This window comes from Arenibaculum sp., assembly GCF_035998295.1.
In the GTDB taxonomy this organism is placed as follows: domain Bacteria; phylum Pseudomonadota; class Alphaproteobacteria; order Azospirillales; family Azospirillaceae; genus DASYHS01.
The window spans coordinates 1-12,388 of sequence record NZ_DASYHS010000141.1; the positions used below are offsets into that span (position 1 = coordinate 1).

The 12,388-nt window shown below is 69.6% G+C and carries 11 protein-coding genes; 2 read left to right on the forward strand and 9 right to left on the reverse strand.

Annotated features, from left to right (window positions below; translation table 11 throughout):
* Positions 1-258: 258 nt before the first annotated feature.
* Both VGO20_RS13575 and VGO20_RS13580 read left to right on the forward strand, forming a co-directional pair.
* Positions 259-945, forward strand: a complete 687-nt coding sequence (locus VGO20_RS13575; RefSeq protein ID WP_327502894.1) for an EI24 domain-containing protein — start codon at positions 259-261, stop codon at positions 943-945.
* 216 nt (positions 946-1,161) lie between these two features.
* Entirely contained in the window at positions 1,162-1,668 is a 507-nt protein-coding gene (locus VGO20_RS13580) for a bactofilin family protein (RefSeq protein WP_327502895.1), read from the forward strand.
* A gap of 223 nt (positions 1,669-1,891) precedes the next feature.
* Here VGO20_RS13580 and VGO20_RS13585 read toward each other — a convergent pair whose 3' ends face one another.
* The 9 genes from VGO20_RS13585 to VGO20_RS13625 form a co-directional block, all read right to left on the reverse strand.
* Positions 1,892-3,007: a cytochrome-c peroxidase gene (locus tag VGO20_RS13585; protein WP_327502896.1), complete on the reverse strand. Its 1,116-nt coding sequence runs from the start codon at positions 3,005-3,007 to the stop codon at positions 1,892-1,894.
* A 9-nt stretch (positions 3,008-3,016) separates the two neighbouring features.
* Positions 3,017-3,430 carry a FixH family protein gene (locus VGO20_RS13590; protein ID WP_327502897.1) on the reverse strand — a complete coding sequence of 138 codons (414 nt, stop codon included), beginning with the start codon at positions 3,428-3,430 and terminating at the stop codon, positions 3,017-3,019.
* A gap of 129 nt (positions 3,431-3,559) precedes the next feature.
* Complete coding sequence (locus VGO20_RS13595; RefSeq protein WP_327502898.1) at positions 3,560-4,330, reverse strand: helix-turn-helix transcriptional regulator; 771 nt, start codon at positions 4,328-4,330, stop codon at positions 3,560-3,562.
* Positions 4,331-4,681: 351 nt separating this feature from the next.
* Complete coding sequence (pnp, locus tag VGO20_RS13600) at positions 4,682-6,799, reverse strand: polyribonucleotide nucleotidyltransferase (RefSeq protein WP_327502899.1); 2,118 nt, start codon at positions 6,797-6,799, stop codon at positions 4,682-4,684.
* A 295-nt stretch (positions 6,800-7,094) separates the two neighbouring features.
* A complete protein-coding gene (rpsO, locus tag VGO20_RS13605) occupies positions 7,095-7,364 on the reverse strand; it encodes a 30S ribosomal protein S15 (RefSeq protein WP_327502900.1) in 270 nt (89 codons plus the stop codon).
* A 13-nt stretch (positions 7,365-7,377) separates the two neighbouring features.
* Complete coding sequence (gene truB / locus VGO20_RS13610) at positions 7,378-8,319, reverse strand: tRNA pseudouridine(55) synthase TruB (protein WP_327502901.1); 942 nt, start codon at positions 8,317-8,319, stop codon at positions 7,378-7,380.
* Positions 8,309-8,854, reverse strand: coding sequence for a 30S ribosome-binding factor RbfA (gene rbfA / locus VGO20_RS13615; RefSeq protein WP_327502902.1), 546 nt, complete (start codon positions 8,852-8,854; stop codon positions 8,309-8,311). The genes truB and rbfA overlap by 11 nt, the downstream gene beginning before the upstream one ends.
* A 164-nt stretch (positions 8,855-9,018) precedes the next feature.
* Positions 9,019-11,688 (reverse strand): translation initiation factor IF-2, encoded by a 2,670-nt coding sequence (gene infB / locus VGO20_RS13620; RefSeq protein ID WP_327502903.1) that lies wholly within the window; start codon positions 11,686-11,688, stop codon positions 9,019-9,021.
* 10 nt (positions 11,689-11,698) lie between these two features.
* On the reverse strand, positions 11,699-12,376 hold the full coding sequence (locus VGO20_RS13625; protein WP_327502904.1) for an RNA-binding protein: 678 nt from the start codon (positions 12,374-12,376) through the stop codon (positions 11,699-11,701).
* Positions 12,377-12,388 lie beyond the last annotated feature (12 nt).

Below are 12,388 nucleotides of genomic sequence, written 5' to 3' on the forward strand. Positions count from 1 at the left end.
CGCCCATGCCGGGCTCGGCCAGCAGCGTCTCGCCCGCGGCCGGGTCGGCGTAGCCGATCATGCGCGCCGCGGTGGCGGGAGTGGCGCCGTTGGCGACCAGGCGGCAGAACAGTTCCTGGCGGGGGTCGAGCGTCACGGGCCGGCTCCTTGCGAATGCGCGTAGGACAATCTGGAACAAAATAGGAACTAAGTCAAGCCGACTTGTGGAAGCGGGCCGGATGCCGCTACATACGCGCATTCCATCGGAGCCGGACCGCCATGCCGACCTCGCTGTTCCGCGCCTTCGGCGCGCTCTCCGACCCGGCCGTGCGCCGGGTGCTGTGGCTCGGCATCCTGGGCGCGGTCGCAGGCTTCCTCCTGGTCGCGGGGGCCGCCTGGTTCCTGCTGCTGGGAACGGAGCTGTTCGCGATCGGCTGGCTCGACGCCATCGTCGACGTGCTGGGCGGCCTTGCCGCCCTGTTCCTGGCCTATCTGATGTTCCCGGCCATCGTCATCGCCGTCTCGGGCCTGCTGCTCGACGAGGTCGTGGACGCGGTCGAGCGGCGGCACTATCCCCGGCTGCCGCCGGCCGAGAGCCTGGGGCTGGCGCGCTCGATCGGGCTGTCGCTGCGGTTCCTGGCCACCGTGGTGGGGCTCAACCTGCTCGCGCTGCCGGTCTATCTGTTCGTCCCGGCCCTGAACCTGGTCGTGTTCTATCTGCTGAACGGCTATCTGCTCGGCCGGGAGTATTTCGAGCTGGTCTCGTTTCGCCGGATGCCGAGGCAGGACGCCACCGTGCTCCGGCGCCGGCACGGGGTGAGACTTTTTTGGGCCGGGCTCGCGATCGCCTTCCTTTCCACGATCCCGATCGTCAATCTGCTGGTTCCCGTCGTGGCGAGCGCCTTCATGGCCCACGTCTTCTATTCCGAGCTGGGCTTCGGCAGGGCGGGCGGCCGCTTAGGGTGAGTAATCAGCCGTTAACCATATTAATCTAGTGTCGAGAGCAGCCGATCCAACGACCTGCTTTGGGGGCCACCGCCTATGTTTCGACGCAAGACTCCGTCCGGCGGAAACGTCAAATCCGAAGGTGCCGGTACGGCGAGCCCGCCCGCACCGATCGTGACTGCCGGGGCCTCCGAGCCGCCGCCGCCGCGTTCCCCGTTTGCCGACAAGGAACCCGATATGTCGACCTTCAAGACGCCGTCCGCGAACCCCACCTCCCCCTCGCCGTTCAAGACGGAGATCCCGCGCCGCGTCGTCGAGATCCCGGGCGGCCCCACCCGCCGTAACGATGGGCCGGCCGTGCCCGCCGGCGCCGCGCTCGGGTCCGCGACCGACATGCGCAAGCTGATCGTCGGCCGGGACATCTCCCTGTCCGGTGAGATCACCGCCTGCGACGTCCTGGTCGTCGAGGGGACCGTCGAGGCGAAGCTGCGCGACGGCCGCAACATCGAGATCGCCGAGTCGGGCCTGTTCAAGGGTTCGGTCGAGATCGACGAGGCCGACATCGCCGGCCGGTTCGAGGGCGACATCAGCGTGCGCGGCCGCCTGCGCCTGCGCGCGACCGGCCGCATCACCGGCTCGATCCGCTACGGCGAGCTCGAGGTCGAGGCCGGCGGCCAGCTGACCGGCGACATCCAGGTCCTGGGCGCCAACGTCACCAAGATGGCCCACGGCGCTGCCGAGTAAGCTTCGGCATCCGGGCACCGGAACGGAAAATCCCCGCCTCGAAGGAGGCGGGGTTCTTTGTGCTCCGGCGGGGGTGGATCATCGTGCCGCTTCCCCTGGCGGCGCGCCGACGACCGCCGGCCCGGACAGGGTTCGCAGGAAGGCCTCGAGCTGACCGAGTTCTTTCTCCGACAATCCGAGCGGACGCAACTCGCTGTGGCCGGTCGACGCTTTCGGGGCGCGGTTATAGTGGTCGAGGACCTCGCGCAGGGTGGCGAACTGTCCGGCGTGCATGTAAGGCGGCCGCTCGGCGACCCCCCCGAAGCGCGGGCGGCTTGAAGGCGCGTTCCATATCCTCACCCGTCGACGCCATGAAACGCAGCTCGGCGCAGTCGGTGGGCGCCGCATCGCTGTAGGGGCCGAGACAGTTGAACGGATCTTCGCGCACGTGAAGCGCCCCTACGGCGCGCCCGCGATCCGCGGGCATTCCCGCCACAGGAGGGACGCCGGTGTTGTGGAAGTGGTTGTCCGTGAAGAGCGGGCCGTTGTGGCAGTTGATGCACTGGCCCTTGCCGACGAAAACCTTCAGGCCCTGGAACTCGTCCGCGCTCAACAAACCCGCCGCCTCGGCCGGATCACCGGAGAAGGCGCTGACCCAGCGGTCGAAGCGGGACGGGCCGAATCCGATGCGACGCTCGTAAGCGGCAATGGCCTTGCCCAAGTTGACGAAGACGTGGGTAACCGTCTCGCGATCCTTTGCTGTCATGCTGTCCCAGGCGGCGCGTGCGGCCGGTTCCTCGACGGGTCCGGCGGCGGCCGGTAGATGGTCGAGTGCGGGAAGCGCCCCGAACAGTGTCTCGTAGGACTCGCGGTAATGCGCGGCCACGAGATGGGCGTAGCGGGTACGGTCGCCGCCATGCTCCACGGCACTTTCCAGCGGCCCCAGGGCCTGGGCCCACAGGCTGTCCTTGCGGCCGTCCCAGAAAAGCCAGGGACTGTGGGCTATCCCAGCTACCGGCATGGTGCGGCGGTCGGTCGTGCCGATGCCCTGGCCGAGCCGCAAGCCGTCCTGGAAACCCTTCTCCGGCACGTGGCAGGTGGCGCAGGAGATCGTGCCGCTCGAACTGAAGCGCGCGTCGAAGAACAGGGCCTCGCCCAGCACCGCCGCACGCGGATCCTCGACCACGCGGTTGGACGGGTCGGCGGGAGGGGCTGGTAGCTGGTCCAAGGCGAGGGGTCGGATCAGCCGCCATTCCTCCTCGGAAATCGGCCGGTCCGAGCGTGCGACGGCGCCATCGAGGGCGAGCGCCAAGCCCGCAAGGGCGAGCAGCGCAGCGAGCCCATGGGTGAGTCCGAGCATGGCCGGCCCTCAGAGCATGAGATTGAACGTCACGCCGTCGCGGCCGCTCTTTCCCTCAACGTCGAATTCGAGCACCCACCAGCCCGGCATGGTGAACTTCATGCCTTCCAGCGCGTAGAGGCCGTCGCCGAGATAGCGCGTCACGGCCGGCTGCGACGGGAGCCCATGGCCGTGCTGGGGCATACCGCCATCGACGACGATCTTTGCCGCCTCGACCGGCTGGCCGTCGGGGGTCCGGATCTCGACGGTCCAGGCATGCATGCTTCCCAGCGGTATCGGATCCGAGGCCGGGGCGACGGTGACGACATAGCGGCCGGCTTCGGCGCTCCTGGAGCGGGCAAGATCCAGGTCGGCAGGCGGTGTCCTCATCACGCAGCCGGCGACGGCAAGGGTGGAGGCGACGGCGAGGCCGGCGAGCGCCAAACTCCAGCGCCGGAGTGGGTGGGCGTAGGAAGACATGTGTACGGGTCTCTTCGAGCAGGAGCGGTCCCGCGCGGACCGCGACGGGCGAAACATAGGCGCGACCCGCCGGCGGCGACTTGAACGGAGGGGCTATAATCGGATGAAGGACGAGGGCGTGATGCCGAACATGCTGCGGAACGTTCGGCTCATGTGCGCCTGATCGGCAAAGCCTCCGGCGTGCGCCGCGTCCGTCAAGGACCCGCCATCCGCCACGATCAGGAGCGCCCGCTCCATTCTCAGCCAAAGCACGAATGCGCGGAATGGCAGCCCGGTTTCGGCGACGAACAGGTGTCGGTAACGACCGGGCGACAGCCGGACCGCAGCAGCGGCTTCGATCAGGGTCACCGGCCCGTCGAGCCGCCCGCGAAGCCACGCGATGCTTCGCACGACACGAGGATCGACACCGAGCGAGCGCGGCGCATTCTCACCTGCGAGCGACGTCAGGACAGCCTGCGCGGCGGCGATCAAGGAGCTGCCGCCAGCGCGTCCGGACCACAGGCGCCGCAATTCCAGAGCTGCCGGCCCACCCGCAGCCCCCGCCTCGAGATCGGCGATGGCTTCGGTTCCGTAGCGTGCCAGGATCGCGCGCCCGAGCACCGATTCGGGCTCGGTGAAAATCATTGCGACTTCGGCGCCCCGGCCGTCGAAGGCATGGCGATGGTGAGAGGGGATCAGGGCAGCCCGGAAGTGCCGCCAGACGCCCTCGTATCCCGCGAAGGCAACGGATTGGTCCGGTTCGAGCGGTAGGCAGATCTGAATGGCGTGGTGCTGGTGAAAGTCCGCCGGCTTGCCGCTTCGACCGATCCACAGGCTGCCGCCGCGCCAGAGATGGATTTGGCCGATACCGGTAGCGTCGCGCATGGCCGATCTGCCGTTCAGGAACCATCATCCTATCGCAGCCCGCAACGCGGCGAAACGTTGCGGGGGGAATCAAAACATGGGCGCGGAGCTTCGTTTTCAGTTCCTCGGTTGCCGAGCTATCCGCGGTGTCGGGGAATGGAAGCGAGCGGTTCCATGGGCTGTCGACTGGAGTAGCCCGGGTTCTGGGAGTAGTCGGAGCGCGACATCGGCCGGCAGGAGTCCGCCGCCTCGCGGACCCGGTATTCCGGAAGGCCTTTTCCGTGGCCGGATGCCGCCTGGCGGCCGCCCTGGGCGCTTCCGGATGAACCGGAAACGCTCAGGGTTCGTGTTGCTCGGTTGCCGGCGCCGCGATCAGCCTTCGGCCGTCTTGGACAGGTCGGCGCCGGTCTCCTGGTCGACGACCTTCATCGACAGCTTCACCTTGCCGCGGTCGTCGAAGCCCAGCACCTTGACCTTGACTTCGTCGCCCTGCTTGACGATGTCGGCCACCTTGCCGACCCGCTCGGCCTTCAGCTCGGAGATGTGGACCAGCCCGTCGCGCGAGCCGAGGAAGTTCACGAAGGCGCCGAAATCGACGACCTTCACGACCTTGCCCGTGTAGATCTGGCCGATCTCCGGCTCGGCGACGATGCCGCGGATCCAGTCGATCGCCGCCTGGCTCGCCTTGCCGTCGACGGCCGCGACCTTGACCGTGCCGTCGTCGTCGATGTCGATCTTCGCGCCGGTCTGCTCCACGATCTCCCGGATCACCTTGCCGCCCGAGCCGATCACGTCGCGGATCTTCTCCTTCGGGATGTTGATCACGGTGATGCGCGGGGCGTTCTGGTTCACGGCCTCACGGGCGCCGCCCAGGGCCTTGCCCATCTCGCCCAGGATGTGCATGCGGCCGTCACGGGCCTGGCCGAGCGCGATGCGCATGATCTCCTCGGTGATCGAGGTGATCTTGATGTCCATCTGCAGCGCGGTGATGCCCTTCTCGGTGCCGGCCACCTTGAAGTCCATGTCGCCGAGATGGTCCTCGTCGCCGAGGATGTCGGACAGGACCGCGTAGCGCTCCTGCTCCTTGATCAGGCCCATCGCGATGCCGGCGACCGGGCGCGGCAGCGGGACGCCGGCATCCATCAGCGACAGCGAGGTGCCGCAGACGGTCGCCATCGAGGACGAGCCGTTGGACTCCGTGATCTCCGAGACGACCCGCAGCGTGTAGGGGAACTGCTCCTTGCTCGGCACCAGCGGGCGCACCGCGCGCCAGGCGAGCTTGCCATGGCCGATCTCGCGCCGGCCCGGCGAGCCCATGCGGCCGGCCTCGCCGACGGAGTAGGGCGGGAAGTTGTAGTGGAGCATGAAGCTCTCGCGGTACTCGCCCTCGAGCGCGTCGATGATCTGCTCGTCCTGGCTGGTGCCGAGCGTGGTCACGACCAGCGCCTGGGTCTCGCCGCGCGTGAACAGGGCCGAGCCGTGGGTGCGGGGCAGCACCCCGACCTCCGAGACGATCGGCCGGATGTCGGCGGTGCCGCGGCCGTCGATGCGCTTGCCGGTCTCCAGCACCGAGCCGCGCAGGACGTCGGCCTCGGCCGCCTTGAAGGAGGAGGCGATCGCCTCGGGTGCGATCTCCTCGGCCATCAGCGTCTCGAGCGCCTTGACCTTGGCCGCGCTCAGCTTCTCGTGGCGCGCCTGCTTCAGCGTCTCGCGGTAGGCGGCGCGGACGTCGTCGCCGACCACCTCGGTGACGCGGCGCTTGACCGCCTCGGCGTCGTAGGACGGCGCCGGCATGTCCCAGGGTTCCTTGGCGGCCTGCTCGGCAAGGCCGATGATCGCCTCGATGACCGGCTGGAAGTGCTGGTGGCCGAACATGACGGCGCCCAGCATCACGTCCTCGGGCAGCTCCTTCGCCTGCGACTCGACCATCAGCACGCCTTCGGTGGTGCCGGCGACGACCAGGTCGAGGTCGATGTCCTCCATCTGGTCCTGGGTCGGGTTCAGCACGAACGCGCCGTTCCTGTAGCCGACGCGGGCGGCGCCGACGGGGCCGAGGAAGGGCACGCCCGAGATCGTCAGCGCCGCCGAGGCGCCGATCATGGCGACGATGTCCGGGTCGTTCTCGAGGTCGTGGCTGAGAACCGTGCAGACCACCTGCGTCTCGTTCCGGAAGCCGCTGACGAACAGGGGACGGATCGGACGGTCGATCAGGCGGCTGACCAGCGTCTCCTTCTCCGAGGGACGGCCCTCGCGCTTGAAGAAGCCGCCCGGGATCTTACCCGCGGCGAAGGTCTTCTCCTGGTAGTTGACCGTCAGGGGAAAGAAGTCGATCCCCGGCTTGGCGGTCTTCTGGAACACGGCCGTGCACAGGACGGTCGTCTCGCCGTAGGTGACCAGCACCGCGCCGTCGGCCTGCCGAGCGATCTTGCCGGTCTCCAGCACCAGCTTGCGCCCGCCCCAGTCGAGTTCCTTACGATAGACATTGAACATCTTTGCTTCCTTCCATCCGACACCCGGCCGCCCCGGATTGGGCGATCGGGCCCGCGGTTCTCCGTCGTCTCATCCCGCGTGAAAATACGAAAACGGCCGGTCCCGCGACTGCGGGCCGGCCAGATGACTGCATGAAATCCGATGCATGGAATGCCGCCGGGGCACGTCCCCGGCGGAGCCGCCGCCTTCCGCTACCGCGACGGCCCCGGTGTCGCGCCCGCCATCGCGGGCGCGGTCCATCCTGCGGGTCGTCGGGGCGAAAGGCGACGAGCTGATCACCGTACCCGGTCGCCGCTCAGCGGCGCAGGCCCAGCCGGCCGATCAGCGTCTCGTAGCGGCCCTGGTCCTTGCCCTTGAGGTAGTCCAGCAGGCGGCGGCGCTGGCCGACCATCATCAGCAGGCCGCGGCGGCTGTGGAAGTCCTTCTTGTGGGTCTGCATGTGCTCGGTCAGGTTCCTGATCCGCTCGGACAGGATCGCGACCTGCACCTCGGGCGAACCGGTGTCGCCCTCATTCGTCTTGTATTCGCCGACGAGCGTCTGCTTGCGCTCAGCAGTGATCGACATCGTGGTCTCCAGCCTAGAGGTTCAATACGCGCATCGGGCGGACCTCCGCCCCTTCGACACGGACCAACGCTACCGGTTTGCCGTCGCAAACAGCTAATACGACGGCGCCGTTGCCCGCCGGATCGGAATTCAGCCTGTCCAGCCGTTCCCGATCCTGGCGCCGCAGCAACGCCACCGCCTGGCCCAGTCTCAGTCGATGCGCTTCCGGCTCCGTCAGGGCCAGCGCCGGGATGTCGTCCAGCGCGGTCTCTACGGGAAGCAGGACTCGTTCGAGCGCCGCACCTTGCTCCAAAGCCGCGAGATCGTCCAGAGAAATCGCGCGGTCCAGCGTGAAGCGGCCGACCGCCAGCCGGCGCAGCAGCGTGACGTGGCCGAGAGTGCCGAGTGCCAGCGCCAGGTCGCGGGCGAGCGAGCGGACATAGGTGCCCTTCCCGCAATCGACCTCGAAGTCGGCATGGTCCCGGTCGGGCACGCCGACGAGGTGGAATGCGTCGATGCGGACCCGTCGCGCCGCCAGTTCCACGACCTCGCCGGCGCGGGCGAGGTCGTAGGCGCGCGCGCCTTCCAGCTTGATCGCGGAGAAGCGCGGCGGCACCTGCTCGATCTCGCCGACGAAGCCCTCCAGCGCCGCCTCGATCTCCGCTTCCGTCGGCCGGACGGGGCTGGTGGCGACGACCTCGCCTTCGCAGTCGTCGGTCGGGGTCGCTTCGCCCCAGCGGACGCGGAACCGGTAGGTCTTGGTGCCGTCCATCGCATAGGCGACCGTCTTGGTCGCCTCGCCGAAGGCGATCGGGAGCACGCCCGTCGCGAGCGGGTCGAGAGTGCCCCCGTGGCCCGCCTTCTCGGCGCCGAGGAGGTGCCGGGCCTTCGCCATCGCCTGCGTCGAGGTCAGGCCCAACGGCTTGTCGACGACGAGCCAGCCATGGATCGGCCGGCCCTTGCGCCTACGCGCCACGGACGCCCCCGTCCCGCCCTTCCTCGTCGTCGCGCTCTTCTTCCTCGTCGAACTCCTCCGCGCCGGGTTCCAGGGCCTCAGGCTCATCGATGTCGCCGCCGGGTCCGCGGCCGATGTCGCCGCCGGGTTCGCGGCCGAGGTCGCGGCGCACGTCCGGATTCTGGAGCAGGGTGCCGATATGGCCCGCGTAGTCGAAGGAGGTGTCGGGCTCGAAGCCGATCGTCGGCGCGTGGCGCAGCCGCATCGCCTTCGCGACCTGGCTGCGGAAGAAGGGGGCGGCGCGACGCAGCGCGGCCACCGTCTCGGCCGGATCGCCGCCGCCGCCGAGCGGCGTGACGAAGGCCGTGGCGTTCCGCAGGTCGGGGCTGACGCGCACCTCCGTCACGGTGACGTTCATGCTATGCAGCGTCGGGTCGCGGAAATCGCCGCGCTGGAGGACCTCGGCCAGGACGTGGCGCAGTTCCTCGCCGACCCGGAGCTGGCGCTGCGATGGCGCGCGGCCCTGGCGCCGCTGTGCGTCTTTTCTGGATGCCATCTGTCAAAAAATCCTTCGCGAAGGCGGCGTCCGCCGATCGCGGCCGTGCAGGCGTGAGCGTGCAGGCGGGGCCGTGCGGACGAAGGGGCGCGGGGCCGCCGCCGGCGGTGTCCTGGAAGAAAGGGAGGCCGGCGGCGGCATGCGCCGCCGGCCCCGCCCGGCGGTCAGAGCTGCCGGGCGACCTCTTCTATCTCGTAGGCCTCGATGACGTCGCCGTTCTGGATGTTGTCGTAGTTCTCGAACGCCATGCCGCACTCGTAACCCTCGCGCACCTCGCGCACTTCGTCCTTGAAGCGCTTGAGGGTCTTGAGCGTGCCGGTGTGGATCACGACGTTGTCGCGCAGCAGCCGGACGCCGGCACCGCGCTTGACCACGCCGTCGGTGACGAAGCAGCCGGCGACCTTGCCGACCTTCGTGATGTTGAACACGTCCCGGATCTCGGCATGGCCCAGGAAGCGCTCGCGCAGGGTCGGCGACAGCATGCCGGTCAGCGCCTGCTTCACGTCGTCGATGACGTCGTAGATCACGGAGTAGTACCGGATGTCGATGCCGTCCCGGCGGGCCATGTCGCGGGCCTGCGGGTTGGCGCGCACGTTGAAGCCGATGATCATCGCCTTCGACGCGTTCGCCAGCGTGACGTCCGACTCGTTGATCGCGCCGACCGAGCTGTGGAGGACGCGGACCTTGACCTCGGTGTTGTCGCCCGCGAGCTTCTCCAGGGCGCCCGAGATCGCCTCGATCGACCCCTGCACGTCGCCCTTGATGACGATCGGCAGTTCCTTGACCTCGCCGGCCTGGATCCGGTTGAACATCTGCTCGAGCGTGCCGCGCGTCGCCGCGTTCGCCGCCTCGCGCTTCTTGCGCTGACGGAACTCGGCGATCTCGCGGGCCCGGGCCTCGTTCTCGACGACGGTGAAGTCGTCGCCGGCCAGCGGCGTCCCGCTCAGGCCCAGCACCTCGACCGGGGTCGCCGGCGGCGCGTCCTGGACGGCTTGGCCGCGGTCGTTCACGAGGGCGCGCACCTTGCCCCACTCGCTGCCGGCGACGAACGCGTCGCCGACGCGCAGCGTGCCGCGCTGGACCAGGACGGTCGCGACCGAGCCGCGGCCGCGCTCGAGCTTCGCCTCGATCACGACGCCTTCGCCGGTGCGCTCGGGGTTGGCCTTCAGCTCCAGGATCTCGGCCTGCAGGAGGATGGCCTCCTCCAGCCGCTCCAGGTTCAGGCGGGTCTTGGCCGAGACGTCGACCGCGAGGATGTCGCCGCCAAGCTCCTCGACCACCAGCTCGTGCTGCAGCAGCTCCTGGCGCACCCGCTGCGGATTGGCGTCCGGCAGGTCGCTCTTGTTGATCGCGACGATGATCGGAACCTTGGCCGCCTTGGCGTGGTGGATGGCCTCGACCGTCTGGGGCATGATCCCGTCGTCGGCGGCGACCACCAGCACGACCACGTCGGTGACGTTGGCGCCGCGGGCCCGCATCTCGGTGAAGGCGGCGTGGCCCGGCGTGTCGATGAAGGTGATCCGCGCGCCGGACTTGAGCACGACCTGGTAGGCGCCGATGTGCTGCGTGATGCCGCCGGCCTCGCGGGCCGCGACGTCGGTCTCGCGCAGCGCGTCGAGCAGCGAGGTCTTGCCGTGGTCGACATGGCCCATGACCGTGACGACCGGGGCGCGCGAGCGCATGAGGTCCGGATTGCTCTCCTCGCTGCGCAGGCCCAGCTCCACGTCGGCTTCCGACACGCGGCGGGAGCGGTGGCCGAACTCGGCCACGACCAGCTCGGCCGTGTCGGCGTCGATGGACTGGTTGATGGTCGCCATCACGCCCATGCGCATCAGCGACTTGATCACGTCCGCGCCGCGTTCCGCCATGCGGTTCGACAGCTCCTGGACCGTGATCGCCTCGGGGATCACGACGTCGCGGGTCACCTTGAGCGTCTCCTGTCGGCTCGCGAGCCTCTGCCGTTCGCGCTCGCGCGCCCGGCGCAGGGAGGCGATGGACCGCGTCCGCTCGCTCTCGTCGGCGTTCAGCGCCTGGGTGAGGGTCAGCTTGCCGCCGCCGCGGCGCCCCTGGTTCGTCTTGGCCTTGGGCGCGACGCTGCTCGGCTTGGCGGCCGCGGGGCGGCCGGCTCCGGTCTTGCGCCGGGGCTGGTCGTCCTCCTCCTCCTCGGCGCGCGGGCGGCCGGGCACGGCGGCCGGGGCCGTCGTCTCGGCGGCCGGCGTCGTCGCGCCAGCCGCGCGCTTCCTGTCGTCCTCGGGCTTGCGCCGGGCGGCCTCGGCCTCGCGGCGCTTGGCCTCCTCTTCCTGGCGGCGGCGCTCGGCCTCCTCGGCCGCCTGACGCTCGGCCGCCTGGATGCTGCGCAGCTCCTCCATCTCGCGCTCGCGCAGCGATTCGGAGTCGAGGATCGGTTCCGGCTCCGGCTCGACCAGCTCCTCGTCCTCGATCAGGACCTGCTCGGCCGCGAGCTCCGCCTCGATCTGGCGGCGCTCCTCTTCCGAGCGGATGGCGCCCTGCAGCGCGCGCAGCCTCGCGTCGCGCTCTTCGCGGGTGAGCTGGCGCACCGGCGGGGCGCCGCGCTGGCCGCGGCCTCCCTGGCCGGGCTTGGCCGGCAGGCCCTCGGCAGCCCGGCGCGCGGCGGCGCCGCCGTCCGCGATCCCCGGGACGGCGCCTTTTTCCAAGGTCCGTTTGCGCTTGACCTCGACCGTCACGGTCTTGGACCGCCCATGGGAGAAGCTCTGCCGCACCGATCCGGCGTCGACGGTCTTCTTCAGCTCCAGCTTGCCCCGGTTGCCGAGGCTCAGCACTTTCTTGCGGTCCTGGTCGTTCGTGTCAGTCATCTGTGTCCGACTAGTTCGTCGTTTGATTCCGATCTCCGGCGCTGGTCCGGAGCTGAATATTCGATACCTGGCCCGGGGCGAACCCGGCGTACCGGTGGCATTCCGCCAGAAGGCGTTCAGTCAGGCGGCCCGGCGCGAGCGCCACGTGGACCGCGAGGTCCCGGCCCAGGGCTGCGCCCATGGCCGAGGCCTCGAACAGTTCCGCGACGGGCAGGCCGGGTGCCAGCGCCCGCAGCTTGGACCGGCCGTCTTCCGCCCCGTCCACCGCCGCCAGCAGCATCGCGGCGCCACCGGACTTCAGCAGCTCCCGCACCTTCTCGAACCCCGCGACCGCCTGCCCGCCGCGCCGGGCGAGGCCCAGCAGCTCCAGGCAACGCTCGCGCAGCAGGCCCGCGACCCGGTCCGGCAGGTCCGGGCCCGCCCGGACGGGCCGGCGCGCGGCCTTGGAGAAGAGGTTCTTCGAGACGGCCTTCGCCAGTGCCGCCCGGTCCGCTGCGACCCAGTGGCCGCGGCCGGGCAGCCGCTCCTCGACATCGGGCACGACCGACCCGTCGGGTGCCACGACGAACCGGATCATCCCGTCCTTCGTGCGCACCTCGCCGGTCACGATGCACCGCCGCAGCGGGCTCGCGCGCCCGCCGATGGCTTCCGGCTCGTCCGTCGTGTCGAATTCGCCCTGTACGACCATTCCCTATCGAAA